Origin of the sequence: Ramlibacter agri (assembly GCF_012927085.1) — a bacterium.
Taxonomy (GTDB): Bacteria; Pseudomonadota; Gammaproteobacteria; order Burkholderiales; family Burkholderiaceae_C; genus Ramlibacter; species Ramlibacter agri.
The window spans coordinates 2,040,781-2,065,926 of the sequence record NZ_JABBFX010000001.1 but is presented as its reverse complement, the minus strand read 5'-3'; the positions used below and the strand labels follow the sequence as shown (position 1 = coordinate 2,065,926).

The 25,146-nt window shown below is 69.3% G+C and carries 21 protein-coding genes; 7 read left to right on the top strand and 14 right to left on the bottom strand.

The window, feature by feature from the left end; genetic code table 11:
• Positions 1-34: 34 nt before the first annotated feature.
• Positions 35-883, bottom strand: coding sequence for a TauD/TfdA dioxygenase family protein (locus HHL11_RS10035; protein WP_169419987.1), 849 nt, complete (start codon positions 881-883; stop codon positions 35-37).
• Positions 884-1,124: 241 nt separating this feature from the next.
• Here HHL11_RS10035 and HHL11_RS10030 point away from each other — a divergent pair, with 241 nt between their 5' ends.
• The gene (locus HHL11_RS10030) at positions 1,125-1,694 is read left to right on the top strand and encodes a nucleotidyl cyclase domain-containing protein (RefSeq protein ID WP_169418246.1); all 570 of its coding nucleotides are present in this window, start codon (positions 1,125-1,127) and stop codon (positions 1,692-1,694) included.
• Positions 1,695-1,739: 45 nt separating this feature from the next.
• Here the strand turns inward: HHL11_RS10030 and HHL11_RS10025 are convergent, their stop codons facing one another.
• From HHL11_RS10025 to HHL11_RS10010, 4 genes are all read right to left on the bottom strand, one after another.
• On the bottom strand, positions 1,740-4,391 hold the full coding sequence (locus HHL11_RS10025; protein WP_342593196.1) for a helix-turn-helix transcriptional regulator: 2,652 nt from the start codon (positions 4,389-4,391) through the stop codon (positions 1,740-1,742).
• A gap of 185 nt (positions 4,392-4,576) precedes the next feature.
• Positions 4,577-6,052 (bottom strand): DegQ family serine endoprotease, encoded by a 1,476-nt coding sequence (locus HHL11_RS10020; RefSeq protein ID WP_169418245.1) that lies wholly within the window; start codon positions 6,050-6,052, stop codon positions 4,577-4,579.
• Between the two features lie 187 nt (positions 6,053-6,239).
• Complete coding sequence (locus HHL11_RS10015; RefSeq protein WP_169418244.1) at positions 6,240-7,547, bottom strand: ATP-binding protein; 1,308 nt, start codon at positions 7,545-7,547, stop codon at positions 6,240-6,242.
• Positions 7,544-8,203 carry a response regulator gene (locus tag HHL11_RS10010; RefSeq protein ID WP_169418243.1) on the bottom strand — a complete coding sequence of 220 codons (660 nt, stop codon included), beginning with the start codon at positions 8,201-8,203 and terminating at the stop codon, positions 7,544-7,546. The genes HHL11_RS10015 and HHL11_RS10010 overlap by 4 nt, the downstream gene beginning before the upstream one ends.
• Positions 8,204-8,343: 140 nt before the next feature.
• Here HHL11_RS10010 and HHL11_RS10005 point away from each other — a divergent pair, with 140 nt between their 5' ends.
• On the top strand, positions 8,344-9,135 hold the full coding sequence (locus HHL11_RS10005) for a hypothetical protein (RefSeq protein WP_169418242.1): 792 nt from the start codon (positions 8,344-8,346) through the stop codon (positions 9,133-9,135).
• 148 nt (positions 9,136-9,283) lie between these two features.
• On the opposite strand, the gene HHL11_RS10000 is transcribed toward HHL11_RS10005, so the two are convergent.
• From HHL11_RS10000 to HHL11_RS09980, 5 genes are read right to left on the bottom strand one after another with little or no spacing between them, the layout of a single operon-like run.
• On the bottom strand, positions 9,284-9,961 hold the full coding sequence (locus HHL11_RS10000; RefSeq protein WP_169418241.1) for a class II aldolase/adducin family protein: 678 nt from the start codon (positions 9,959-9,961) through the stop codon (positions 9,284-9,286).
• Complete coding sequence (locus HHL11_RS09995; RefSeq protein WP_169418240.1) at positions 9,958-10,884, bottom strand: GntR family transcriptional regulator; 927 nt, start codon at positions 10,882-10,884, stop codon at positions 9,958-9,960. The genes HHL11_RS10000 and HHL11_RS09995 overlap by 4 nt, the downstream gene beginning before the upstream one ends.
• A gap of 2 nt (positions 10,885-10,886) precedes the next feature.
• Positions 10,887-12,161, bottom strand: a complete 1,275-nt coding sequence (gene otnK / locus HHL11_RS09990) for a 3-oxo-tetronate kinase (protein WP_169418239.1) — start codon at positions 12,159-12,161, stop codon at positions 10,887-10,889.
• 21 nt (positions 12,162-12,182) lie between these two features.
• Positions 12,183-13,256 carry an isocitrate/isopropylmalate dehydrogenase family protein gene (locus tag HHL11_RS09985; protein ID WP_169418238.1) on the bottom strand — a complete coding sequence of 358 codons (1,074 nt, stop codon included), beginning with the start codon at positions 13,254-13,256 and terminating at the stop codon, positions 12,183-12,185.
• On the bottom strand, positions 13,253-13,939 hold the full coding sequence (locus HHL11_RS09980) for an aspartate/glutamate racemase family protein (RefSeq protein ID WP_240980043.1): 687 nt from the start codon (positions 13,937-13,939) through the stop codon (positions 13,253-13,255). The genes HHL11_RS09985 and HHL11_RS09980 overlap by 4 nt, the downstream gene beginning before the upstream one ends.
• Positions 13,940-14,029: 90 nt before the next feature.
• Here HHL11_RS09980 and HHL11_RS09975 point away from each other — a divergent pair, with 90 nt between their 5' ends.
• From HHL11_RS09975 to HHL11_RS09960, 4 genes are all read left to right on the top strand, one after another.
• On the top strand, positions 14,030-15,016 hold the full coding sequence (locus HHL11_RS09975; protein WP_169418237.1) for a Bug family tripartite tricarboxylate transporter substrate binding protein: 987 nt from the start codon (positions 14,030-14,032) through the stop codon (positions 15,014-15,016).
• Between the two features lie 119 nt (positions 15,017-15,135).
• A complete protein-coding gene (locus HHL11_RS09970; protein WP_169418236.1) occupies positions 15,136-16,071 on the top strand; it encodes a hypothetical protein in 936 nt (311 codons plus the stop codon).
• An 84-nt stretch (positions 16,072-16,155) separates the two neighbouring features.
• Entirely contained in the window at positions 16,156-17,541 is a 1,386-nt protein-coding gene (locus HHL11_RS09965; RefSeq protein WP_240980042.1) for a pyridoxal phosphate-dependent decarboxylase family protein, read from the top strand.
• Positions 17,538-18,770: an ATP-grasp domain-containing protein gene (locus HHL11_RS09960; RefSeq protein WP_169418234.1), complete on the top strand. Its 1,233-nt coding sequence runs from the start codon at positions 17,538-17,540 to the stop codon at positions 18,768-18,770. Before HHL11_RS09965 ends, HHL11_RS09960 begins: the two co-directional genes overlap by 4 nt.
• Here HHL11_RS09960 and HHL11_RS09955 read toward each other — a convergent pair.
• Positions 18,757-19,737 (bottom strand): Bug family tripartite tricarboxylate transporter substrate binding protein, encoded by a 981-nt coding sequence (locus HHL11_RS09955; RefSeq protein ID WP_169418233.1) that lies wholly within the window; start codon positions 19,735-19,737, stop codon positions 18,757-18,759. The two genes, HHL11_RS09960 and HHL11_RS09955, sit on opposite strands and share 14 nt — an antisense overlap.
• Positions 19,738-19,817: 80 nt before the next feature.
• Between HHL11_RS09955 and HHL11_RS09950 the strand changes: the two genes are divergently transcribed.
• Positions 19,818-20,714, top strand: coding sequence for a GntR family transcriptional regulator (locus tag HHL11_RS09950; RefSeq protein WP_169418232.1), 897 nt, complete (start codon positions 19,818-19,820; stop codon positions 20,712-20,714).
• On the opposite strand, the gene HHL11_RS09945 is transcribed toward HHL11_RS09950, so the two are convergent.
• From HHL11_RS09945 to acnA, 3 genes are read right to left on the bottom strand one after another with little or no spacing between them, the layout of a single operon-like run.
• Positions 20,674-21,741 (bottom strand): lactonase family protein, encoded by a 1,068-nt coding sequence (locus tag HHL11_RS09945; protein WP_342593195.1) that lies wholly within the window; start codon positions 21,739-21,741, stop codon positions 20,674-20,676. The genes HHL11_RS09950 and HHL11_RS09945 overlap by 41 nt on opposite strands.
• A 58-nt stretch (positions 21,742-21,799) precedes the next feature.
• The gene (locus tag HHL11_RS09940) at positions 21,800-22,519 is read right to left on the bottom strand and encodes a transporter substrate-binding domain-containing protein (RefSeq protein ID WP_169418231.1); all 720 of its coding nucleotides are present in this window, start codon (positions 22,517-22,519) and stop codon (positions 21,800-21,802) included.
• Positions 22,516-25,098: an aconitate hydratase AcnA gene (acnA, locus tag HHL11_RS09935; RefSeq protein WP_169418230.1), complete on the bottom strand. Its 2,583-nt coding sequence runs from the start codon at positions 25,096-25,098 to the stop codon at positions 22,516-22,518. Before acnA ends, HHL11_RS09940 begins: the two co-directional genes overlap by 4 nt.
• Positions 25,099-25,146: the final 48 nt, after the last annotated feature.

Sequence of the window (25,146 nt, the reverse complement as noted above, 5' to 3'; positions counted from 1 at the left end):
GGGCGTTGTCTCGTCTGGTGAAGGTGAAGGTGAATCAGTACGTGGCTTCGCCGATGATTCCGGCGCGTTCCATCTTGCGGTTGCAGGGCGGGTAGTCCATGACGGCGTAGTGCTGCGTGGACCGGTTGTCCCACATGGCCATGTCGTTCGGTTCCCAGCGCCAGCGCACCTGGTACTCGGGGATCGCGGCCTGCGCGATCAGGTAGTTCAGCAGCGCCGAGGCGCCCATGTTGTAGTCCTGGCCGTAGCGCACGTTGGCCGGCGTGTGGAAGTTGGTGAAGTGCGTGGTGAACGCGTTCACGAACAGGATCTTCTCGCCCGTGTCCGGGTGCGTGCGCACCACCGGGTGCTCGGCGTCCGGGAACTGCGCGTGCAGCGCCAGGCGCCTGTCGGCGGGCATCGCGGCGCCGAAGCTCGCCTCGATGCTGTGGCGGGCACGCAGGCCTGCGATCTGCTCCTTCACGGCCTGCGGCAGCTTCTCGTAGGCCAGCACCATGTTGGCCCACATCGTGTCGCCGCCCACCGGCGGGCGTTCCACGCAGCGCAGCACGCAGCCGAAGGGCGGCTTCTCGCGCCAGGTGGCATCGGTGTGCCAGGCGTTTTCGTAGCGGTCCGGCGGGTTGTCGGCGCTCTTGTAGATGCGCACCAGCCCGGGATGGTCGGGGTCGCTGCCCGCCACCGGATGGTCCTCCAGTTCGCCGAAGTGGCGGGCGAAGGCCACGTGCTCGGCGCGGGTGATGTCCTGGTTGCGGAAGAACAGGACCTTGTGCTTGACCAGCAGCGCGCGCAGTTCCTCGGCGAGGTCCTTGTCGCGCGAGGCGCTGGCCAGGCTGACGTTGTCGATGCGAGCGCCGATGGCGCAGGTGAGCGGTTCGACGTGCAGGCTGCGGTCCAGCGAAGCGGCCGGCACGAAGGCCGGTGCGGTGCCGGCGCGGGAGGTGTTCACGGTGCTCATATGTCTCCTTGGGATGCCCGAAATTTAGTCACCGAGCCTGACGGGAGTCCCCCCCGTGTGGAGGGGGTTTGGGGTCTATCGGGCCTCCCCGCCGTGGGGGGCGCTCCGGAAGCCCTTCCGGGGGAGACTTCCCGGCATGGAACGAGATCGAAGAACGACTGGAGACACCGTGGGAAGCACCCTGCTGGGGTGGTGGCGGCGGCTGTGGCCGGCCGCCTCCGGGCCGCACCGCCCCGCCGCGGGCCTGCTGAGCGGGCGGCAGTTCCTGCTGCGTGGCGGGGTCGCGCTGCGCGCGGCATGCCGTCGCGGGCGCGACCTGACGCTGCTGCTGGTGGTGGCCGACGACATCGACGCCATCGAGGCGATGCGCGGCCCGGCGATGGCGCAATGCGTGCGGCGCGCCCTGGGGACGCGGCTGGTGTCGCTGGCCGGCCATCGCGGCCTGGCTTGCCGCGACGGCCGCAATGCCTTCGCCGTGCTGCTGGTGGGCGTGGACGAGGACGAGGCGCTACGCCGGCTGCGGCTGGAGCTGGGCCAGGACCTGCGGGTGGTGGTGCGCGGCCGCGATGACTTCGGCAGCGTTGCCAACGCGGTGTCGCGGCCGCTGTGCATGGCGCGGCGGGTGGAGGCGGACGGCCGCTCGCTGGGCGACTGGCTGGGTGACCTGGAGGAGGATGCGGCGTTCGCTTCGCGCTTCAGCGGCTTGCGCTCGCATGTGGCGCCGGAGCCGGCTTTCTGAGGCACCGCGCGAAGCGCATCGCCGCTTCGCGACCGGCCACGGGGTTCACGCCGCTTCGCTCAGCAGCCCGAAGATCCGCGCCCGCGCGACCACCTGCTTGCGCGTGCCGGCATCGAGCTTGGCGAACAGGTTCTTCATGTGCCACTTGATCGTCTCCTCGCCCACCTGCATGGCCAGGCCGATCTCCTTGTTGGACAGGCCGCGCGCGAGCAGCGCGAGCACCTCGCGCTCCTTGGGCGTCAGCGCCATGCTCGGCGCGGCGCGCAGGCGCGGCGCCTCCGCCACCGGTGCGGGAGCCGCCGGGCCGGGCGGCACCGCGGCCGCGCTGCCCGCGACCTGCCGCACCCAGGCGCCGAGGTCCGGGTGGGCGTCCGAGAACACGCGCTGCAGGCCGAAGGAGCGCGCCAGGTCCAGCGCTTCGCGCAGCAAAGGCTGCGCGCGCTCGCCGCAGCGCTCCATGGCGAAAGCGCGCATGCCCAGCAGCTCGATGTGCAAGCGGCCCTGCTTCAGCTCCTGCACCGCTTCGTCGGCCTGCGCCAGCGGCTGCAGCGCCGCACGCCAGTCCTGCGCGGCGATGGCCGCGTAGCCGCGCGCCATCAGCTGGAAGTGCCGCACCGAGCGATGCCACAGCGGCCCCCCGGGCACGTCCGGCCCGGCCAGCACCGCGTCGATCTGCTGGCTGAGCGCCCGCGCCGAATCGCCGCGGTAATTGCGCGCATGCAGCCGCACCTGGTCGACCATGCTGGCCACGCGCAGCCGCGGCAGCTTGCGCACGATGCCCACGGCGTCCAGCGCGCCCAGCAGCTCCAGCGCGCGATGCTCGGCGCCCGCCACCATCGCGATGCGCGCCAGCGTACGGAAACCCAGCAGCACGGCTTCGACCAGGCCGCAGCGCTCCAGCACGTCGAGCCGGTTGGCCAGGGTCGCCGCAGCTTCTTCCGGTTGGTCGTGCTCCCACAAGGCCGCAGCGTAGAGCGCAGCCAGCATGGTGGCGAAGCTGCTGCGCCGGCCCAGCTCGGCTTCTGCGCGCGCCAGCACGGGCCGCAGCAGCTGCTCGGCCAGCTTCACTTGGCCTTCCCAGATGTAGCTGAGCGCGACGATGAAATCGCGCCAGCCCTGCAGGTAAAAAGCGCCTTCCGCGCCCGTCCCCTTCTGCTGGTACAGCCGCGCCAGCGCCGGCTCGCCTTCGAGCAGCGCCAGGAAAGCGCGCCGGTTGGCATGCATCTGCAGCAGCACCGGATCGGTCAGCGGCGGATCGTCGGCCCAGGGCCGGTACAGCGCGGCGAAGCGGTCCGGGTCGTCGGCGAAGATGGCCGCGCCGCCGAGGATCAGCGCGCACTCACAGCGCAGGCGTTCGTCCACGCCGGGTTGTTCGAGCACCCGCGCCACCAGCTGCTGCGCCTCGCCATGGCGCTCGCTGATGGCCAGCGACCAGGCACAGGCCAGCAGCAGGCGCGGACGCCGCTCCAGCTCCTTCGGCGGCAGCCGCGCCAGCCATTCCAGCACCGCGCCCTGCCGGCCGCGGCTGATCAGCGAGTCGTAGAGGCTGCGTTCCGCCAGGTCGTAGGCCTGCTTGGTGTCGCCGGCTTCCAGCGACTGCGCCGCGGCTTCTTCCAGCATGTCGCGGTCTGCGAACCAGGCGGCGGCGCGGCGGCGCACGCCGGCCTGCTGCGCCGCCGGCAACGCGTCGAAGCGCTGCCGCAAGGCCTCGCGGGCGAGCGCGGCCATGCGGACCCACTCGCCGTCCTGGCTGGCCGTGAAGATGGGGGTGTCGCGCTGCAGCCGGGCCAGCCGCGAGATGGCCTGCGGGTCCTCGGTGGCGGCTTCGCACAAGCCCGGATGCAAGGGGTCCAGCACCGACACCAGGGCCAGGAAACGCACGTCGGCCGGGTCGAGGTTGCCGAGCAGGTGGCCGACGAACTGGGCGCGCAGGGCGCCGCCGTGCAGGTCCAGCCGCGGCATGGCGGCCTCGCCGGCGGGACCGGCCATCACCGACAGCGCAAGCTGCAGGCCCAGCGGCCAGCCTTCGGTCATCTCGTGCAGGCGGGCGGCGGCATCGGCATCGGCGGTCTCGTCGAAGCGCTGCCGCACCAGCTCGATGGTTTCCGGCAGGCTGAAGCGCAGCTGCGCGGCATCGACCAGCACGGCCTGCCCGTAGGCCATGAGGTCACCCAGTTCCAGTTCGCAATCGGAGCGGGCGGCAACGATGCAGCGCAGGTTCTGCGGAGCATTGCGCAGCACGTAGGCCAGCGCTTCGCGCGCTGCCTCCGGCAGGCGGTCGGCCTCGTCGACGACCAGCACGATCTGCAGGGCAGTCTGCGCGACCTCGGCCAGCCAGCCGGTGACGCCTTCCAGGCCGCTCGGGGGCGCAGCGTCGAGCAGCACGTGCCCGAAGGTGGGCCGGCCGGCGCCGCTGCGCACGGCAAGCGCCAGCGCCTGCACGAAGCGCGGCACGTCGTCCTGCGGCTGCGCCTGCAGCCAGGCCACGGCGGCGCCTTCGGCGAGGTGCTCCAGGCGCCATTGCGCCAGCAGCGAAGTCTTCCCGAAACCCGCAGGCGCCTGCACCAGCACCACCGGCCGGTCGCGCAGGCGCGGGTTCTTCGCCGCGAGATCGGGCCGGGCAATGAGGTTGCGCGGCACGCGCGGCGGCGTGACCTTCAGCAGCAGGTCGCTGGCGGGGCTGGTGTCGGCAGGCACGTGCGGATGTTACCGCCGCGCTACCGTAGATGCTCGGGACCTTGGGTGCATGCGGAATGCGAGCTTCCGGACGCCAAGGACGCAAAAGAACGCAAAGGTCGCAAAAGATGCCCCTGGCAGTTCTTTTGCGACCTTTGCGTCACCTTTGCGAATTTTGCGTCCGGCAGTTCAAGGCCGGACCCGGATCAACCCAGGCGGATCGGCACGAAGATCTTGTCCTCGCCGCGCTGGATCAGCAGCGCCACGGACTTTTCGCTCTTGGAAACCGCCTGGCGCATCTGCTCCACGCTGGACACCGGCGTGCCGTTGACGGCCAGCACGATGTCGCCCTGCTCCACGCCGGCGCGTTCGGCGGCGCCGCCCACGTCTTCCACGACCAGGCCGTTCTTGACGCCCGCTTCCTTCTTTTCGTCAGGCTGCAGCGGCCGCACGGCCAGGCCGATCTTGCCGGCGTTGCTGTTGTCGGCGCCGGCATCGGCCACCGCCGTCTTGTCACCCGAGGGCGCGAGCTTCGCCGTCAGCGACACCCGCTTGCCATTGCGCCAGACTTCCAGGTCCAGCGGGTCGCCAGGACGCTTCAGGCTCACCAGGGCCGGCAGGTCGCCGGAAGACACGATCGCCTTGCCGCCGGCGCTGCGGATCACGTCGCCAGGCTGCAGGCCGGCGCGGTCCGCGGGGCTGCCCTTTTCGACGTTGGACACCAGCGCGCCTTCGGGGCGGTCCAGGCCGAAGGAATCGGCCAGGCTCTGGTTCACTTCCTGCACCGCGACACCCAGCTTGGCGTGCTGCACCTTGCCGGTGGCGACGATCTGGTCCTTGATCTTGTTGGCCAGGTCGATCGGGATGGCGAAGGACACGCCCTGGTAGCCGCCGGACTGGCTGTAGATCTGCGAGTTGATGCCCACCACCTCGCCGCGCGCGTTGAACAGCGGGCCGCCGGAGTTGCCGGGGTTCACCGCCACGTCGGTCTGGATGAAAGGCACGGCGCTGTCATCGGGCAGCGAGCGGCCCTTGGCGCTCACGACGCCGGCGGTCACCGTGTTCTCGAAGCCGAAGGGCGAGCCGATGGCCAGCACCCATTCGCCGACGCGCAGGTTCTCCACGCTGCCCATGGTGACCACGGGCAGGTTCTTGGCGTTGATCTTCAGCACCGCGATGTCGGTCTTGGGATCGGAGCCCAGCACCTTGGCGCGGAACTCGCGGCGGTCGGTGAGCTTCACCACCACCTCGTTGGCGTCCTTCACCACGTGGGCGTTGGTCAGGATCAGGCCGTCGGCGCCGACGATGAAGCCGGAGCCGGTGCCGCGCACGGGCACGGGCTTCTGCGGGCGCATCTGGCCGCGCTGGAACTGGCGGAAGAAGTCCAGCGGGTCGCCGTTGAACTGCTGCTGCATCTGGCCTTGCTCGGGCTTGGCCGTGCCCGTCACGCTGATGTTCACCACGGCCGGGCCGTAGCGCTGCGTGATGGTGGGGAAGTCCGGCATGACCACGGCGGAGCCGGTGGCCGGGGAAGTGACGACCGGCGCGGCCATGGGCGCCAGCACGGCGGCGTGGGCCGGCGTGCCGGTGTGGTGCAGCGCTTCGACTGCCGCGCCACCGACCACGCCGGCGCCCAGCAGGGCCAGCACCAGCGGTGCGGACTTGAGATTCATCTTGTTCATCAGGGCTCCTCGCGGGGGAAACGGTTCGGGACCCTCGCAATGTGCAGCCACAGGCTTAGATGAACCTTAAGAACGAAAGGCGGACTTCCGGACGCAAAGGTCGCAAAGGTTGCGCAAAGGACGCAAAAGGACAGCCTTGAATTTTTTGTGTCCTTTGCGTGCTTTTGCGTGTTTTGCGTCCGGGAGTTCAAGCGCCAGCGGGAAAGCGGATCTCCGCGCGCAGGCCGCCCAGGGCGGAAGGGCCGAGGGACAGCTGCGCGCCCATGCGCTCGGCGATCGCCTTGACGATGGCCAGGCCGAGGCCGCTGCCCGGCGCCTCGCTGCCCGGCACGCGGTAGAAGCGGTCGAACACGCGCTGCCGCTCCGCCTCCGGGATGCCGGGGCCGCTGTCTTCCACCGCGAGCCACGCCGCGCCCTCGGCGCGGCCCATGGCGATGTCGATGCGGCCGCCGGCCGGCGTGTACTTGATGGCGTTGTCGACGAGGTTGCGCAGCAGCAGGCGCAAGGCATCGGGCACCGCGCGCACCGACAGCGGCTCGCTGTCCGCGAGCCCCAGGTCCTGCTGCCGGGCCTGCGCCTTGGGCAGCAGCTCGGAGACGGATTCGCGTGCCAGCGCTTCCAGGTCCACGTCCTCCGCCGGCAGCGCCGCCATGGCGCCCTCCTCGCGGGCCAGCACCAGCAGCTGTTCGACCAGCGCAATCGCCCGCTCGATGCCGCCGGCCAGCGCCGCCGTCGCCGCGCGGCGCGTCTCCTCGTCGCGCGCCCGCTCCGCCGCCTGCACCTGCAGCTTCAGCGCGGTGAGCGGCGAGCGCAACTCATGCGCCGCATCTGCGACGAAGTGCTGCTGGGCTTCCATGGTTTCGCGCACGCGCCCGAACAGCGCATTGAGTTCCCGCACCAGCGGCTGCACTTCCTGCGGCACGCCTTCGGCCGCCAGCGGCGAGAGGTCGGTGGATTCGCGCGCGGCCACCTGCCGCCGCATGCGCGTGAGCGGCGCCAGCGACGCACTGATGACCCAGCCCACCGCCAGCATCAGCAGGGGCGCGAGCACCAGCGCGGGCAGCACCGCGTTGGCGGCCAGCGCACGGGCGCGCGCCTCGCGCGCATCGAGGTCCTGCGCGATCTGGATCGTATGTTCCGGCGTTTGGAGCGAATAGATGCGCAAGCGGATGCCGTTGACCTTGGTGTCCGAGAAGCCCAGCACCGCCTGTGCCGGCAGGCGCACGCCATTGCTGCGGTAGATGGTGGTGCCATCGGGGCCCCACACCTGCACCGAATATTCGGAGTCGTCGTTGCCCGGCACGAAGGGCACGCCGCCATGCACCGAGCGCGCCACCTCCTGCAGGTGGTAGTCGAACATCTTGTCCGCCTCCAGCAGCGCCGTGCGATAGGTGGTGGTGGCTTGCAGCAGAGTCACGGCGCCGATGGCGGCCAGCACCAGGCCCAGCAGGCGGCGGCGCAGCGAAGGGGAAGCGGTGGGCTCGAGCGTGTTCATTCGCGCGGGATCACGTAGCCCAGGCCACGCACCGTCTTGATGAAATCGCTGCCCAGCTTCTTGCGCAGGCCATGCACGTAGACCTCGACGGCATTGCTGCTCACTTCGTCCTTCCATCCATACAGTTTCTCTTCGAGTTGGGCGCGCGAGAACACCACGCCGGGACGCTGCAGCATCGGCTCCAGCACGGCCCACTCGCGCGCGGACAGCGCAAGCGGCTGGCCGTTGAGGCTGGCTTCGTGCGTCGCCGGATTCAAGGCCACGTTCTTGTGGCTGATCAAGGGCTCGCCGCGCCCGGCGCTTCGCCTCAGCAGCGCGCGGATGCGGGCCAGCAGTTCGTCGGTGTCGTAAGGCTTCACGATGTAGTCGTCGGCGCCGGCGTCGAGCCCCGCGACGCGATCGCCTTTCGCGTCGCGCGCGGTCGCTACAAGCACAGGAACGGTATCGCGGCGCGCGCGCAGCGTGCGCAGCACCTGCAGGCCGTCGGCCTTGGGCAGGCCCAGGTCCAGCAGCACGAGGTCGTACCGCTCAGCCACGAGGGCCGCATTGGCAGCGACGCCATCGCGCACCCAATCGGCCGCGTAATGCTCGGACCTCAGCAGGTCCAGCACGGCGTTGCCGATCATGAGGTCGTCTTCGACAAGAAGGATGCGCATATGGCTGTGGCAGGAAGCTCCAGGCCCTGAGCTTAGCGCGGGAAAAATCCTCGATCGAGTCACTGGGTTGAGCCGATGCCGTCCGACACCGAACTCGGGCCCGTCCTACCTCTCTGTCATTCTGTTCCTACAAGAGAGACATGATGCAGAGCTTCACCCGTTGGACCCTTGCCCTGGCCGTTCCCTTCGCCCTTGCCGGTTCCGTGGCCGGCCTGAACGAACTGGGCGCGTTCCCCGGCTTCGCGTCGGCGGGCGTGCAGGAAGTCGCGCCTCTCGGCTCCGCCGTGAGCAACCCGCTGTCGACGCTGGGCGTGCCGCCGATGGCCAAGGCCGCCGTCGCCACGGCGATCGCCGCCGCGCCGGACCTGCACACGCAGATCAAGTGGGTGGAAGTGCGCAATGGCAAGGACATGGTCATGACGCCGGACGCCACTTCGCGCCTGCTGCTGGTGCAGGCCGCGGCCGAACGCGCGAACCTCGCCGAAGTAGGCCTGAACTACCAGGACGTGTACGGCCTGATCAACGCCGAAACCTCCTGGCTGCCCCGCACCGGCGTCGGCAAGACCGGCACGCACAGCTACGGCCTCGCGCAGTTCGAGCCGGGCACCGCCAAGGCCCTGGGCCTGAAGGACCCCAACGACCCGGTGGAAGCCGTGTACGCCGCCGCCATGCACATGAAGACCGCCGCGCAATGGTCCGCCGAGAAGCTGTCCGCGCTGAAGCTGCCGCCGCAGGTGTACGCGGAGAAGCTGCGCGAAGGCGTGTCGATCTACTACAACCTGTCGTGGAAGGGCCGCCGCGCCTGGAACGGCATGAACACCGACAAGCTGCCGACGCCCACGCTGCGCCACATCGAGAACACCCGCTGGGGCGCGCAGCGCGCGGAGTTCCTGGCGCAGCAGCTGGGGATGGGCGAGAACGCGGCGAGCTGAGTTGAGCGGCCCTGGCGGCCGCTTCTTCTTCGGGTTATGTAGGGTGCGCAGCTCGGCTGCGCACCGCGTGATCGGCTGCGCCGTGCCCGGTGCGCAGCGAGCTGCGCACCCTACGTGAATGACGTCAACGACGTGAATTCAGAGGAGATCACCACTGCGCGCCGAAGGCCGCGCGCAGCTCCTCGATCTGCGCCAGCCCCAGGGGCGCCGTGCGGCCGCCATCGAGCAGCGCCAGCCGCGCCGTCTCTTCCAGCTCCTCCAGCACCGCCGCCGCCGCGAACGGGTCGTCGTGCCACACGTTGGGCCCGAGGCGCTCCAGCATCACCGCGCGCAGTTGCAGGCCGCGCTGGTCGTAGTCCGCGATGCACTGCGCCACCTCCATCGCCACCATGGGGTCGCCGGGGCGGTGATAGGGAATGACGGGGACGCGCCCGACCTTCATCACGTAGTAGGGCGTGAGCGCCGGCAGCAGCTCGCCGGCATCCGCACGCGCATCGGGCTGCAAGGTCAGCGCCACGGTGTGCGTGCTGTGCGTGTGCAGCACGCAGCGCGCGGCGCGGCCGGTGGCTTCGGTTGCCTTGTAGATCGAACGATGCAGCGCCAGCGTCTTGCTGGCCTTGTCGCCGGCGAACTGCCGGCCGTCGGCGCCGACGTGCGAAAGCCGGGCGGCGTCGAGCCGCCCGAGGCAGGCGTCGGTGGGCGTGATCAGGAAGCTGCCATCGTCCAGCCGCACGCTGATGTTGCCCGCCGTCGCGTGCACGTAACCGCGCCCGTACAGGCTGGCGCCCACGGCGCAGATGGCCGCGCGCGCTTCGTTCTCGTTCATTCGTTCCCCAGCTTGGTCAGGCGCGCGGTGTTCAGGTGCTGCCGCAGGAACTGCGAAGCCTCCATGCGCTCGTTGCGCGCCAGCAGGTCGATCAGCACCAGGTGGTCGCGGCATTGCCGCTCCAGCCGCGCCGCGTCGAGCCGCGTGCCGTACTCCACCACCCGCCGCATCTGGTTGATGGTGCGCAGCGAATCCACCAGGAAGCGGTTGTGCGCGCCGGCGATCATGGTCTCGTGGAAATGCACGCCCGCCTGGAAGATGTCCGCCGGCGTGCAGCCCATCACGCCGCCTTGCAGCAGCTGCTGCTGTTCGCGCCGGCACTTCTCCAGCTCCGCCAGGTCCACCGCGTAGCCCGGCTCCAGGATGGCGGCGGGCTCGATGATCATGCGGAAGCGGTAGCTCTCGCGGTGCGATTGCAGGTCGTTCATCAGCGGCCGGAAGATCCAGCCGCGGCCCGGCTTGCGCTCCACCATCGCCTCGCGGCCCATGCGATTGAGCAGGCGCTGCACCTGGATGCGGCTCACGCCATAGCGCTCCATCAGCTCGCTCTCGGTCACCTCCTGCGGCAGCTCGCCGTGGATGCGGTCGCTGGCGATGCGCAGGTAGATCGCTTCCTCGCTCTCGGCCTCGTCCAGCGCCAGCGGCTGCAGGCCGGCGGAGGGCAAGGCGAGCTGGTAGCCGCGGTTTGGCTCCGAACGCACCACGCCCTGCTGCGCCAGCACCTGCAGCGCCTTGCGCACCGGCGAGCGCGACACGCCCAGCGCGTCCACCAGCGACTGCTCGGTGAGCCGATGGCCCGCCGGGAAATCCTCGCGCCGCACCAGGTCGACGATGCGCGCAGCCAAGGTCGTGATCAGCGGCGTGACCTTGGGCGGCTCGTCGACGACGACAGGCTTGTGTTTGGCGGCGCGGGCAGCGGACATGTTCAGGCAAGCAGTTCGAAAGCTTCCCGGAAAAAGCCGGGCCCGCCGAAGTTACCCGATTTCAAGGTGAGGTGCAGGCCGCCCGGCGCCACCGGCGAGCGTGCGTGGCACCAGGGCACGCCCGGCGCGATCTGCGGGCCGATGCGCATGCGGCTGATCTCCAGCGCCTGCACGCAGGCCCCGGACGTCTCGCCGCCGGCCACGACCAGCTGGCCCACGCCCTGCTCCACCAGCCCGCGCGCGATGGCGGCCAGCGCATGTTCCACCAGCGCGCCGGCCTGCTCCACGCCGATCTTCTGCTGCGCCGCCTTCACCGCCGCCGGTTCCGCCGTGGCGTACACCAGCACCGGGCCTTGCGCGAGCCGCGGCTTCGCCCAGTCCAAGGCTTGCTGCACCAGGTCCGCACCGGCCGCCAGTTGCAGCGGATCGATGGCGAAGCCGGCGCCACCCCCGCTCAGGAAGGACAGCACCTGGCCATTGGTCGCCACCGAGCAGCTGCCCGACACGATGGCGCGCAGCCCTTGCGCAGAGGGAAGGCGTGCCGCCGTGGCCGCATCGCCCTCGCGCAGGCCGAAGTTCTGCGGCAGGCCGATGGCGATGCCGGAACCCGCCGTCACCAGCTTCAAGTCGGCCCAGGCCGGCCCCACGGCAACGAGCTCCGCGTTGCTGGTCGCATCGACGATCGCGACCTGCACGCCTTCGGAGCGCAGCTTCGCGATGCGCTCGCGCACGCCCTCGGTGCCGCGCGCCACGCTGCGGTAGTCGATCAGGCCCACCTTGCGTTTCGTCTGCGCCTGCAGCACGCGCACGAGGTTGGAATCCGTCATCGGCGTCAGCGGGTGGTTGCGCATGCCCGATTCGTGCAGCAGCTCGTCGCCGACGAACAGGTAGCCCTTGAACACCGTGCGGCCGTTGTCGGGGAAGGCGGGGCAGGCGATGGTGAAGTCGCAGCCCAGCGCGTTCATCAACGCTTCGGTCACCGGGCCGATGTTGCCGGCCGGCGTGGAGTCGAAGGTGGAGCAGTACTTGAAGTAGACCTGCTGCACGCCCTGGGCCTGCAGCCAGCGCAAGGCCTGCAGCGTCTGCGCAACTGCCTCGGCCGCCGGGATGGTGCGGCTCTTCAGCGCCACCACCACGGCATCGGCTTCCTCGTCCAGCGGCGCGTTGGGCACGCCGATGGCCTGCACCACGCGCATGCCGCCGCGGACCAGGTTGTTGGCGAGGTCGGTGGCGCCGGTGAAGTCGTCGGCGATGCAGCCCAGGATCGGTTTCTTCATGGCGGGCAAGCTTAACGCGCCTCACGCATCGAGCAGCGCCTGCGCCACGGCTTCGCCGAAGGCCTTGCAACCGATGCTGCCGCCGATGTCGCGGGTGCGGGTGGCGGGGTTCGCCAGCACCTTGTCGACGGCGGCGGTCATCGCGTCGCCGGCGGCCTGCAGCTTCTTGTCCTGGCGGTGGTCGCCGACCCAGCGGACCATCATCGCCACCGACAGGATCATCGACGTCGGGTTGGCGATGTCCTGGCCCGCGATGGTGGGCGCGGAGCCGTGCTGGGCCTGCGCGCAGCACAGGTCGTCGCTGGCCATCACCGAACCGGCCAGGCCCAGGCTGCCGGCCAGCTCGCTGGCCAGGTCGGACAGGATGTCGCCGTAGAAGTTGGTGGCCACCAGCACGTCGAAACGCTCCGGCTCGCGCACCAGGTGCGCGGTGGAGGCGTCGACCAGCAGGTCGTCCAGCTGCACTTCCGGGAAGTCCTTGTGCACATGGCGCACGGCTTCCAGGAACAGGCCGTCGGTCATGTGGAAGCTGTTGGCCTTGTGGATGGCGGTGACCTTCTTGCGGCGCGTCATGGCCAGCTCGAAGGCGCGGCGGGCGATGCGCTCGCTGCAGTGGCGCGTGATCTTGCGGGTGGACAGCGCCATGTCGGGGCTGGGCATCACCTCGCCCCAGCCGCGCGTCATGTTGCGGTCCGGGTAGAAGCCCTCGGTGGCCTCGCGCATGATGACCAGGTCCATGGTCTTGCCTTCACGCAGGTTGGAAGGCAGCGTGGGCCGGGTGCGCGCGGGGCGCACGTTGGCGTACAGGTCCAGGCCGACGCGGAAGCCGGCCGACACGTTGCGGCCGCCCTTTTCCGGCGCCGGGTAGTCGGCGTGCGACTGCGTGCCGAGGATCACGCCGTCAGAGCTGCGGGCACGCTGCAGCACTTCCTCGCGCAGCGTGGTGCCGTGCTGGTGCAGGCTGTCGAAGCCGACGCTGTCGTAATCCAGTTGCAGGTTCAGGCCATGGCGGCGGTCGGCCGCCTTCAGCACCTGCACGGAAGCGTCGATGATTTCGGGGCCGATGCCATCGCAGGGCAGGACGAGGAATTTCATGGGGTGTTTGCTCCGGTGGAAGGCGTGGATGGCAGGACGGCGCGCAAGCGGCGCACCGCGCTGTCGGTACTGGCGAGCACGGGGCGGGCGATCGATTGCTCGATCGTGCCACGGCTCGCGGCGAGGGAAAACTGGCCGAGCAGGACGAAGTCGCAGTCGCGCAATGATTCGGCCGCTGCGAGCACGAGCGCATCGTGGCGCGCGCGGTCGCCCGCCTGCAGGGCTTGCATGGCGCCGTCGGCGCAGGCGCTGCGCAGCGGGATCGCCTGGCCGCGTTCGGCGCAGGCTTCGGCCCATTCCTGCTGCAGGCTGGGGGCAGCCGGCGCGAAGGAGGTCAGCAGGCCGACAAGCGCCGGCCGGCGTTCGAAGGCCTCGTCGAACATCGCCTCGTTGGGCTTGAGCGTGGGCAGGCCGCAGGCCGCGCGGGCGGCGTCGATCGCGGGCCCGAAGGCCGAACAGGTGTAGAGGATGCCTTGTGCGCCGGCGGCACACGCATAGAGCGCGAGATCCACCACGCGCTGCGCCAGTGCGTCCGCGCCCGCGCCCTGCTGGCGGTCCTGCGACAGCGTGTCGTCCAGCAGGTTCATGCAGCGCGCCTCGCGCCACAAGGCCGCGAAGGCCTGCGCCACCGGCTCCATGGCGAGCGGCGTGGCATGTATCAGCGCAATCCTGGAGGCAAACAAACGGGAAACCCTGAGAGCATGTATGTCGGACTTTATTGTATCAATAATATCGTGGATACAATGCGCCCGCAACAAACAAGGAGACGCACGATGACCCCGTTGATTTCCCGCCGCAGTACCTGCGTGGCCGCCCTGCTGGCGCTCGCCGGCAGCGCCTTTGCGCAAGCGAACTACCCCAACCGGCCGATCACGCTGATCGTTCCCTACGCGGCGGGCGGCAGCTCCGATGCGCGGGCGCGGCAGGTGGCGCAGAAGATCTCCGGCTACCTGGGCCAGCAGGTGATCGTGGACAACAAGCCGGGCGGCAACGGCAACATCGGCACGGCCGCCATCGCCAAGGCGGCGCCGGACGGCTACACCATCGGCATCGGCAACCTCGCGCCGCTGACGGTGAACCGCACGCTGATGCCCAGTGCCACGCCCTTCGACGCGGCCACCGACCTGGTGCCGGTGGTGCTGCTGGAGCGCGGGCCGCTGGTGCTGGTGGTGAACGAGAAGTCGCCGTACAAAAGCGCCAAGCAGCTGGTCGACGCACTGAAGGCGCAGCCGACCAAGTTCAGCTATGCGTCGGCGGGTTCGGGCGGCGCCTTCCACCTGGCCGGCGAACTGTTCAAGTCGGTGACGGCCACCACCGCGACCCACATCCCGTACAAGGGCGGCGGCCCGGCCATGAACGACATGCTCTCGGGCCAGGTCGACTACATGTTCGAGATGGTCCCCTCGGCGCTCGGCTACCTGACGGCGCAGCCGCCCAAGTTGCGCGCACTGGCCGTGGCCACCGAGAAGCGCCTGCCTTCGCTGCCCGAAGTGCCGACCTTCGCCGAGCAGGGCATCTCCAACATGGTCATCTCCAACTGGTTCGGCATCGTCGCGCCGAAGGGCACACCGAAGACTGTCGTCGACAAGCTGAACGAAGCTGTGAACCGCGCGCTGCGCGAGCCGGACCTGCTGAAGCGCATCACCGATCCGGGCAACGTGGTGGGCGGCGGGTCGCCGGCGCAGTTCGCCGAGTTCATCAACGGCGAAACGGCACGCTGGACGCAACTGATCAAGGAGAAGGGCATCCAGGCGGAGTAGGCAAGCGCTCGGCGACCGACCACCTTTTCGGAGATGCGGTCGTTTGCCCCTGCTTTTTCACGGATCGCGCGGCGAGCTCTCACTCACACTGAGAGTGTGCAGCTCCACCGGCCCCTCTCATGAACACCAGCGACCCTGCAGGCTGGGTACGGCGCCCGCGTGCCGTATCCCGCGGCGCAGTGGTGGTCGAAGCCTGTCCCGAAGAACTGGTCCAGCATATCCGGCTGTGCAACCAAGCCACCGGGCAGAAAGCAGCTCCTCGTGCGGCAAGCGCCTCGGCGGAATTTCTTCGTGACCTCCAGGCCGCCTTCGAGACCTTGCCCGCAGCCGTGCAGCGGCTCGTTCCTGCCGATTTCTTCGGCGTCTACCTGGCCCGCGGCCTCGGCTGCAGTGCGGTGGTGGACGTCGTCCGATACCAGGGGCGAACCTTGGGCAGCGCACTCGTCATCGACGTGGACGCGTTAGCGATGCGGGATGCCAATGCGTGGGCGAGTTGGAAGGAAAGCGAGCCGTTCACTGACGACGGCACCCTGGAGATCAGGCTCACGATCGCGCATGCGGGCGAGGACGATCGGCGGACGGCGCTGCAGTTCATCCTGCTGCACGAAATCGGCCATCTGGCCGTCTGCGGACGGCGCTTCCTGCCCGAGTGGTGGATGGCGCCGGCGAACCTCGGCACCAGCCAGGACTATGCCTTCCTCGATTTCTCCTGGGAAGTCGATGCGGGCAAGAGCATCGCGCCCCGCTCGACTTCAGTCGCCGAGATGCGCAGGACCGTGTCCTTCTACTGCGACGCCGGCCTGTCTGCGGAAACCGCGGTCGGCCTGTATGGCGGCTTGCTGGACTCCGACTTCCCAACCCTCTATGCGATCGCCAACGCCTACGAGGATTTCTCCGAGTGCCTGGCCCTGTACGTGCACACCCGCCTGCTGCGGCGCCCTTATCGGCTGGAACTGCAGCTTGGCGACGAGACCTACCTCGTCGACGATCCTGACTCGGTGGCGGCGCGCTGCATGGCCAAGTTCTCGTTCGTCGAGAGCCTGCTCGCGAGCTGAGGCCTCCCCATGCGACATTCGACGTCTCTCGACCCTCGCGACTGGGTCGCGATGAGGGCCCAGGCCCACGCCATGCTGGATGACATGCTCGACCACCTGTCCGGCATCGCACAGGGGCCTGTGTGGCGGCCCGCACCCTCCGCGGTGCGCGAAGCGTTCCGGGAGGCGTTGCCGGCCCGTCCGACACCGCTGCATGCAGCGCATGAGCGGTTCATGACGCAGATCCTGCCCTATTCGGTCGGCAACACACATCCCAGGTTCATGGGCTGGGTGCACGGCGGGGGGACGGTGGAGGGCATGCTGGCGGAAATGCTGGCTGCCGGACTGAATGCCAACTGTGGCGGCCGCGATCACATGCCCATCGAGGTCGAGCGGCAGGTCGTGCGCTGGATGCGCGAGTTGTTCGGTTTTCCCGACACGGCCCAAGGCCTGCTCGTGACCGGGTCGTCCATGGCCAACCTGATCGGCACGGTGGTGGCCCGCACGCACGCGCTCGGCGTCCGCTCCCGGCAGGCCGGCGTTTCCAACCCGGGCCGGCCCCTTGTCGCGTACACGTCGCAAGCCGCACACGGCTGCATCTCGCAAGCGATGGAAATCACGGGGCTGGGTTCCGATTTCCTGCGCCGAATTCCGGTGAACGCAAGGCACGAGATCGATACGCGAGCCCTCGCCGCCGCCATCGAGGCCGACCTGGCCTCGGGAATGCATCCGTTCCTCGTCGTCGGCACCGCTGGCACCGTGGACACGGGTGCGGTGGACGACTTGGCAGGCCTGGCCGACATTGCCGCGCGCCACGGAATGTGGTTCCACGTTGACGGCGCGCTTGGCGCGCTGGGCATGATGGCTGCCGAACTCGCGCCGCGCTTTGCGGGGATCGAACGCGCGGACTCGCTCGCGCTGGACTTCCACAAATGGGGCCAGGTGCCCTACGACGCAGGTTGCATCCTGGTGCGGGACGGGAACCACCAGCTCGACGCATTCGCTGCGCCCGCCGCTTATCTTGCGAGGGAATCGCGGGGGCTGGCGGCCGGAGGACCGTGGCCCTGCGATCTCGGTCCGGACCTCTCGCGCGGATTCCGGGCCCTCAAGGTGTGGTTCACGTTCATGACGCAGGGCACCGAACGCCTGGGCGCCGCCATGGCGGGGACCTGCGCGCTGGCCCGCCGCATGGCAGCGAGGATCCAGGCAGAGCCCGAACTCGAATTGCTCGCGCCGGTCTCGCTGAATGTCGTGTGCTTCCGTTACCGCTGCGAGGACGCCGACAACGTCAACCGCCGCATCATCGCCGACCTCCACGAGTCGGGGATCGCCGTGCCCTCGCGCACGACGCTGGCCGGGCGCGTGGCCATCCGGGCAGCCATTGTCAATCACCGCACCAGCGCCCCCGATACCGACGCGCTGCTCGATGCCACCCTGGCATTCGGGCGCGAGCACGCTCATGTGCGCCACTTCGAACCAGCAATTCCATGAACCGCGCCACGCCAGACACCTCTCCCGGACACCTGCTCGACCTCACGCGCCTCATGCCGCTCGCCTTCGAGGGCGCGGACCTCACGCCCCTGGCGCAGCAGATGATCAGCCGCGCCCAGTGCAACGTCGACGATGCCGAAGCCTGGCTGGACCTCTCCACCATCCTGATGCTGCAGGGCAGCCTCGAGGAGGGCTTGGCCGTCCAGGCCCAGGCGTTGCAGATCCGAAGAGCTTTTCAACTGAAATCGGCGACCGGCGCGCAAGCCGTGCGGGTCCTGGCCTTGATGACGCCAGGCGACCTGATGACGAACTCACCCATCGGCTTCCTCGTGGAACACAGCGAAGTCGCCCTGGCTGCGACGTACATCCTGCCCGGCGAGGCGCTTCCCCCGGAGCTGCCCGAGCACGATGTGCTGTTCGTCGCGATCTCGCAATCGGAGAGTACCGACCCGCTGCTCCTGCGCCTGGCCGAGCTCTTGGCGACATGGCGCCGGCCGGTGCTCAATGCCCCTGCGCTGATCGCACAGACCCACCGGGCCAAGGCATTCGGCCTGCTTTCCGACGTGCCTGGCCTGCGCATCATGTCCACGGCTGCGGTGCTGCGCGCGCAGCTGGAAGCGCTCGCGGCGGGACACCTCGACGTCGCCGCAGTGTTGGCCGGCGCGTCCTTTCCGGTGATCGTCCGGCCGGTCGATTCGCATGCAGGACGCGCACTGGCCAGGATGGACTGTCCGCGCGATCTGTCCGAGTACCTGGCGTCCACGCCTGGACATGACTTCTTCATCTCTCCGTTCGCCGACTACCGCAGCACGGACGGACAGTTCCGGAAATACCGCATCGTGCTCGTCGACGGCGAGCCGTTCGCCGCCCACATGGCCATTTCCGGGCACTGGATGATTCACTACCTCAACGCCGGCATGACGCAGAGTGCGGCGAAGCGCGAGGAAGAAGGCCAGTTCCTGGAGCAGTTCGCGACCGGATTCGCAGCGCGCCACCAGGAGGCGTTGCGGGCCGTGCATGCACGGCTGCCGCTGGACTACCTGGTCATCGACTGCGGCGAAACGCAGGACGGCGGGTTGCTGGTCTTCGAACTGGATCCCGGCGCCGTGGTCCACTCCATGGACCCGGCCGACATGTTTCCGTCCAAGCCAGCAGCCATGCGCAAGATCTATGCAGCCTTCGAGGCCATGCTGCAGCGGCGGGCAAGGACAGGGCTCAATCCAGCTTGATGCCAGCGGTCTTTACCACCGCCGTCCAGCGCTTGTTCTCCGCGGCGATGAAGGCGGCGAATTCTTCCGGTGTGCCGCCGCCAACTTCGTTGCCGGGTCCGACGATCTTCTCGCGCATGTCGGGCGCGGCCAGCGCCTTGTTGAACACCTCGTTCAGCTTCTTCACCACCGGCTGCGGCGTACCCTTGGGCGCCACCAGGCCCAGCCAGTTCGACACCACCACCTGCGGGTAGCCCAGTTCGGCCATCGTCGGCACGTCGGGCAGCGATGGCAGGCGCCTGGCGCTGGTCACCGCCAGCGCACGCGTCTTGCCGGCCTGGATCGAAGGCAGCGCCGCATAGGTCTGCTCGAACATCATGTCGGTCTCACCCGAGAGCAGCGCGGTGGAGGCCGGGCCGCCACCCTTGTAGGGCACAGCGATCATGCTGATGCCTGCGGCCTGCTTGAACAGCTCGCCGCTCAGGTGGTGCGCGCCGCCCGCGCCGGCGTTGCCGATGGTCAGCTTGCCGGGGTCCGCCTTGGCCGCGGCCACCACGTCCTTCAAGGACTTGAAGGGCTTGTCGGCGCGCGTCACCAGCACCAGCGGCGCCTTCTCGATCAGCACGATGGGCGTGAAGTCCTTCAGCGGATCGAAGGGCACCTTGGGATAGATGGACTGGTTCACGGCCAGCGGGCCCATCGCGCCGATGCCCAGCGTGTAGCCGTCGGCGGCGGCGCGCGCCACGAAGTCGTGGCCGATGTTGCCGGCGGCGCCCGGCTTGTTGTCCACGATGACGCTCTGCCCCAGCATCGCGCCGACCGGCGTGCCGAGCTGGCGCGCGCGCAGGTCGTTGTTGCCGCCGGCGCTGAAGGACACGACCAGCGTGACCGGCTTGGTGGGGTAGTCCTGCGCGCTCGCGGCGAGCGGCAACAGGGTGGTGGCAGTGAAAGCCGCTGCGAGCAGCGGGCGGACGAACTTGTTCTTCATGCGGTCTCCTTGCTTGAGAGGCTGCATTTTGCTTTTGTTTATTGAAACGTGCAATCCAATCTGGGTTATGGTTTCACCCGATGAATGCAGAAATGTCCGTCCCCGCGCGCATCATGGAGTTGATCCGCGCCGAGGGCCTGCCGGTGGGCGCGCACCTGCCGGCGCAGATGCTGGCCGACCGCCTGCGGCTGTCACGCTCCCCGGTGAACCAGGCGCTCGGCGTGCTGCACGAGAAGGGCATCGTGCAGCGCGAGCCGAACCGCGGCTACTTCCTGGCCAGTGCGATCAGCGCGCCCGCGGCCGAACTGGCGCAGCAACTGGGCCTGGACGAAGGCGGCTCGATCAGCGCCGTCTACTTCCGCGTTGCCGAGGACCGGCTGCAGGGCGAGCTGCCCGACGCCTTCAGCGAGACGCTGCTGAAGCAGCGCTACGAGCTGACCGCCGCGCAATTGCAGGCGCTGCTGCACCGCATGCACCAGGAAGGCTGGGTGCAGAAGAAGCCCGGCTACGGCTGGGAGTTCTCGCCCATGCTCACCACGCCGGAGAGCCTGCTGCAGTCCTACCGGCTGCGCCTGGCACTGGAGCCCGCGGCGCTGATGGAGCCGGGTTACCACATCACGCCCGAAGTCATCGCGCGCTGCCGCGCGGCGGAGCTGCACCTGCTGCACGGGGGCATCAAGACCGACACCGCCGACCAGATCCACGACCGCGGCGTGCGCTTCCACGAGGCGCTGGTGGAAGGCTCGGGCAACCCTTTCTTCATCGACACGATCAAGCGGGTGAACCGCGTGCGGCGGCTCCTGTCCTATCGTTCCATGCAGGATCGCAAGCGCTACAAGCAGCACTGCGAGCAGCACCTGGCGATCCTCGAGTTGCTGGAGCAGGGGCGCAACGAGGAGGCGGCCGGGATGCTGCGGGAGCATCTCAGCGACACGCTCAAGAACCTGAAGAAGATCTCGAGGATCCTGAAGGCCTGAACACCATGCAGACCGGGCTGCCGCAGGAAACCGCGCGGCCCGTCGTCGACAAGGCACCCTGCGCGTCGACCGCGAAGGTGACGATGCTGTCGGAGTCCTCGTTCAGCACGAACAGGTGTCGCTGGTCCGGCGCCAGCGTGAAGAAGCGCGGTGTCTGGCCGCCGCTGGGCGTCACGCCCAGGAAGCGCAGCAGGCCATCGCCATCGATCGCGTAAGCCGCAATGCTGTCGTGGCCACGGTTGGAGGCGTACAGCACCGTCCCCGCCGCATTCACCTCGATCTCCGCCGAGCGGCTGTTGCCGCAGTAGTCCGCCGGGAGCATCGGCAACCATTGCAGCGGTTGCAGCACGCCATCGGCGAGGCGATACACCGTCACCGTCGAATCCAGCTCGTTGACCGAATACACCAGCGGCAGCTTCGGATGGAAGGCCACGTGCCGCGGGCCCGCGCCTTCCCGCGTTTCGATGTCGGAAGCCGCGACCAGCTTCCCGCCTTCGAACGAGAAGCAGAAGATCCGGTCCAGCCCCTTGTCCGGCACCACCACGAAGCGCCGCGACGGATCGAAGGGATTGAAGTGCGGCTTGGAGAACGGCTGCTCCTTGCGATGCGGCCCCGGCTCGCCCGGCAGCGCGACCTGCTGCACGATCGCACCCAATGCGCCATCGCCCTCCACGCCCAGCACCGTGAGGTTGCCACTCAGGTGGTTCGACACGACCAGGAAGCGTTCGCTGGCATCCAGCGCCAGGTGCACCGGGTTGCGGCCGCCGCAAGGCACCTGGTTCATCAGCGCGATGCGGCCATCGGCGGCGACGCTGAAGGCGCTGGCCTCCTGCTGGTCACCATGCACGGCATACAGGCGCGTGCCGGCGCGGTTCAGCGCGAGAAAGGACGGATTGACCAGCCCGCCCAGAACCTGGATGCACTCCAGCGCGCCGGTCCGTTCATCGACTGCAAACACGCTGATGCCATCGCCGCGCGCATTGCGCTCGCGCGTGGTGCGCGAGCCGACGTACGCGACCAAAGTCACAGGAAGACCTCCGTGCTGCGCACTGCGGTCCGAGCGCCTTCGGGCGGCCGTGCGGCGCTCATGCAGCCGGCGGCGCGACGCCCGCGCCTTCGATCCCGTGCCGCTTCAATGCCTCGGCCACGAAGCCCGATGCCTTCATCTCCTCCACGAAGGCGCGCAGCACCTGCGCCGTCGCTTCGCGCGCCTTCGGCACGCCCATGGCCTGCTGGATCACCATGAAGCGGCCCGGCAGCAGGCGCAGGCCGCCGATGCGCGCCATGTCCAGTTCCAGCTGCTGCTTCACACCCGCCGCCACCTCGGCGCCGGTCTGCACGAAATGGTCCACCACCGCCGGCGTGCTCGGCGCGCGCAGGATCTGCGCGTTCTTCAGCTCGCGCGCCAGGAACAGGTCGTAGGCGCTGCCCTGCCCCACCACCACGCGGAGGCCGGCGCGGTCCACTTCCTCGTTGGCGTGCAGCGGCGAATCGTTCTTGACCAGGTAGCAGCCCTCGATCAGCACGTAGGCCGCGCTGAAGGCGATGCCTTCGCCGCGCTTGGGATCGATGGCGAAGAAGCCGACGTCGGCGCGCTGGTCCTGCACGGCCTGCACCGATTCGGCGGCGGTGCCGTACACCTGCAGGTCTGCTTCCACGCCCAGGCGCTTGGCGAAGGCGCGGCCCAGGTCGACGGACACGCCGGCGGCGCTGTCGCCGTCGCGGCGCGCCAGCACGGCGTTGCCCACGTTGATGGAGACGCGCAGCCGGCCCTGCGGGGCGGCTTCGGTGCGGAGATCGGTCATTGCAGGTTCTTTCGCAGGATGGAGGGGATCACGCCGCCCACGCGCAGCAGCTCCAGTTCGAGCCGGGTCTCGACGGCGGCGGTGCCTTCGAAGGCGAGCATCTTGCCATCGGCGCGGAGCACGCGCACGGGAATGCGTCCGCGCACCTGCAATTGCTCCGCGCCGGCCGCGATCTCCAGCCGATCGCCCGGTTGCAGCTCCAGCATCGACGGGTGGATATCGGAAGGCAAGCGCACCGGCAGGATGCCCATGCCGATGAGGTTGGAGCGGTGGATGCGCTCGAAGCTGGATGCCAGCACCGCGCGGATGCCCAGCAGGCGCTGGCCCTTGGCCGCCCAGTCGCGCGAGGAGCCCATGCCGTAACGCTCACCGGCCACCACGACCACCGCTTCGCCGGCATCGCGATAGCGCTGCGCCACTTCCCACAGCGGCGCCACCTCGCCGCTGGGCCCGTGCACGGTTTGCGCCACCGGCAGTTCCGGGCGCAGCAGGTTGCGCAAGGTCTTGTTGTGGAAGGCGGCGCGCATCATCACTTCCCAGTTGCCGCGGCGCGAGGCGAACACGTTGAGGTCGTCGCGCTTTTCGCCGCGCGCGACCAGGTAGTCCGCCACCAGGCTCTGGGGCGGGATCGCGCTGGCGGGCGAGATGTGGTCGGTGGTGACGTCGTCGCCCACCACCAGCAGCGGGTGCGCGGTGTAGCGACCGAGCAGGCTGCCTTCGGTGACGGCGGCGAAAGGCGGGCGGCGCAGCGCGTTGGACTTGGCGTCCCAGGGGAAGCAGGCGCCTTGCGGCGCTTCGAGCGCCTGCCATAGTGGGTTGGCGGTGGCCTGCGCGAAGTCGCGGGCGAAGTCGCTGGCATCCAGGGCCTTGGCGACGTGGGCTTCGATCTCCTCGGTGGTCGGCCACAGGTCCCGCAGGTAGACCGGGCCCGCGGCGTCGTGCCCCACGGGATCCTCGCGCAAATCGCGCTCGGCATCGCCGGCCAGGCCAAAGGCGATCACCAGCGCCGGCGACATGATGAAGCTCAGGTCCAGGTCCGGATGCACGCGGCCGGGGAAATTGCGGTTGCCGGAGAGGATGGCCACGGCGCGGACCTGCGCAGCCGCCTGCGCTTCGCGGATCGGCGCGGTCAGCGGACCGGGGTTGCCGATGCAGGTGGTGCAGCCGTAGCCGACGATGCCGAAGCCCACCGCTTCCAGGTCTTCCAGCAGGCCCGCGCGCTGCAGGTAGGAAGCCGCGGCCGGCGAGCCGGGCGCCAGCGAGGTCTTCACCCAGGCCGGCGCGCGCAGCCCGCGCTGCCGCGCCTTGCGCGCCAGCAGGCCGGCGGCGACCAGCAAGCGCGGATCGGAAGTGTTGGTGCAGCTGGTGATGGCGGCGATCGCGACCGGGTGGCGCGGCATGGTGCTGCCTGCGGCGGGAGAGAAGTCCAGTGCGCGCAGGGCGCCGGCGGTCTCCGAGAAATCGAGCAGGTCCTGCGGCCGCCGCGGGCCGGCCACCTGCTGGCCGATGCGTGACAGGTCGATTTCGATCGTGCGCGTGTAGCGCGGCGCTGCCTCGGGGTCGAACCACAGGCCGGTCGCGCGCGCATAGTCCTCCACCAGTTGCACGGCGTCTTCGCGGCGGCCGGTGGCGCGCAGGTAGGCCAGCGTCTGCGCATCGATGGGGAAGTAGCCGGTGGTGGCGCCGTATTCGGGCGCCATGTTGGCGACGACGGCGCGGTCGCCCGCAGTGAGCGAGGACACGCCCGGGCCGAAGAATTCGACGAACTCGCCGGTCACGTCCAGCTCGCGCAGCCGCGCGGTCACCACCAGCGCGAGGTCGGTTGCCTGCGCCGGCGCCTGCAGCTGGCCGACCAGGCGCACGCCCACGACCTCGGGAATGCGGATCATGGTCGGCATGCCGAACAGCACCGTCTCGGCTTCGAGGCCGCCCACGCCCCAGCCGAGCACGCCGATGCCGTTGATCATCGGCGTGTGGCTGTCCGTGCCGATCATGGTGTCCGGCACCACCCATTCCACGCCCGCGCGGACTTCGCGGGTGACCACCGTGGCGAGCTGCTCCAGGTTGATCGTGTGCATGATGCCGGTGCCCGGCGGATGGATGCGCACGTTGCGCAGCTCCTGCGCGGCCCAGCGCAGGAAGCGGTAGCGCTCGCCGTTGCGGCGCATCTCGTGCCGCAGGTTGGCTTCGGCGGCGCCGGGTTCGGCATAGGCCTCGACGGCCAGCGAGTGGTCCACCGACACGTCCACCGGCAGTTGCGGGTTCAGCGCGCGCGGGTCCGCGCCGGCCTCGGCGAGCGCGTCGCGCATCGCGGCGATGTCTACCAGCGCCGGCGTGCTGGTGGTGTCGTGCATCAGCACGCGACCGGGCTGGAAGGCGATCTCGGCGTCGCTGCGGCCGGTGGCCAGCCAGTCGAACAGCGCGGCGACGGCGGCGTCGCGTTCGGCGCCCTCCATGTTGCGCAGCGCGTTTTCCAGGAGGATGCGCAGGACGACGGGCAGCTGCTGCAGGCGCGCACCGAAGCGCCCGGGCAGGTCGATGGAAGCCAAGCCATTGGGAAGCATCCGGGTATTTTGCATTTTTCCGATATCAAATGCAATAATGGCCGCACCGCCTACCTGGAGACA

Bases quoted from the DNA above. Each gene is read 5' to 3' on its own strand.
- HHL11_RS09985 (WP_169418238.1), bottom strand. From the start codon at position 13,256: ATGAAATTCCTCGTCCTGCCCTGCGATGGCATCGGCCCCGAAATCATC.
- HHL11_RS10020 (WP_169418245.1), bottom strand. From the start codon at position 6,052: ATGAACAAGATGAATCTCAAGTCCGCACCGCTGGTGCTGGCCCTGCTG.
- acnA (WP_169418230.1), bottom strand. From the start codon at position 25,098: ATGCAAAATACCCGGATGCTTCCCAATGGCTTGGCTTCCATCGACCTG.
- HHL11_RS09955 (WP_169418233.1), bottom strand. From the start codon at position 19,737: ATGAAGAACAAGTTCGTCCGCCCGCTGCTCGCAGCGGCTTTCACTGCC.
- HHL11_RS09940 (WP_169418231.1), bottom strand. From the start codon at position 22,519: ATGACCGATCTCCGCACCGAAGCCGCCCCGCAGGGCCGGCTGCGCGTC.
- HHL11_RS10005 (WP_169418242.1), top strand. From the start codon at position 8,344: ATGATGCAGAGCTTCACCCGTTGGACCCTTGCCCTGGCCGTTCCCTTC.
- HHL11_RS10015 (WP_169418244.1), bottom strand. From the start codon at position 7,547: ATGAACACGCTCGAGCCCACCGCTTCCCCTTCGCTGCGCCGCCGCCTG.
- HHL11_RS09965 (WP_240980042.1), top strand. From the start codon at position 16,156: ATGCTCGACCACCTGTCCGGCATCGCACAGGGGCCTGTGTGGCGGCCC.
- HHL11_RS09975 (WP_169418237.1), top strand. From the start codon at position 14,030: ATGACCCCGTTGATTTCCCGCCGCAGTACCTGCGTGGCCGCCCTGCTG.
- otnK (WP_169418239.1), bottom strand. From the start codon at position 12,161: ATGAAGAAACCGATCCTGGGCTGCATCGCCGACGACTTCACCGGCGCC.
- HHL11_RS09995 (WP_169418240.1), bottom strand. From the start codon at position 10,884: ATGTCCGCTGCCCGCGCCGCCAAACACAAGCCTGTCGTCGTCGACGAG.
- HHL11_RS09960 (WP_169418234.1), top strand. From the start codon at position 17,538: ATGAACCGCGCCACGCCAGACACCTCTCCCGGACACCTGCTCGACCTC.
- HHL11_RS09950 (WP_169418232.1), top strand. From the start codon at position 19,818: ATGAATGCAGAAATGTCCGTCCCCGCGCGCATCATGGAGTTGATCCGC.
- HHL11_RS09970 (WP_169418236.1), top strand. From the start codon at position 15,136: ATGAACACCAGCGACCCTGCAGGCTGGGTACGGCGCCCGCGTGCCGTA.
- HHL11_RS10000 (WP_169418241.1), bottom strand. From the start codon at position 9,961: ATGAACGAGAACGAAGCGCGCGCGGCCATCTGCGCCGTGGGCGCCAGC.
- HHL11_RS10010 (WP_169418243.1), bottom strand. From the start codon at position 8,203: ATGCGCATCCTTCTTGTCGAAGACGACCTCATGATCGGCAACGCCGTG.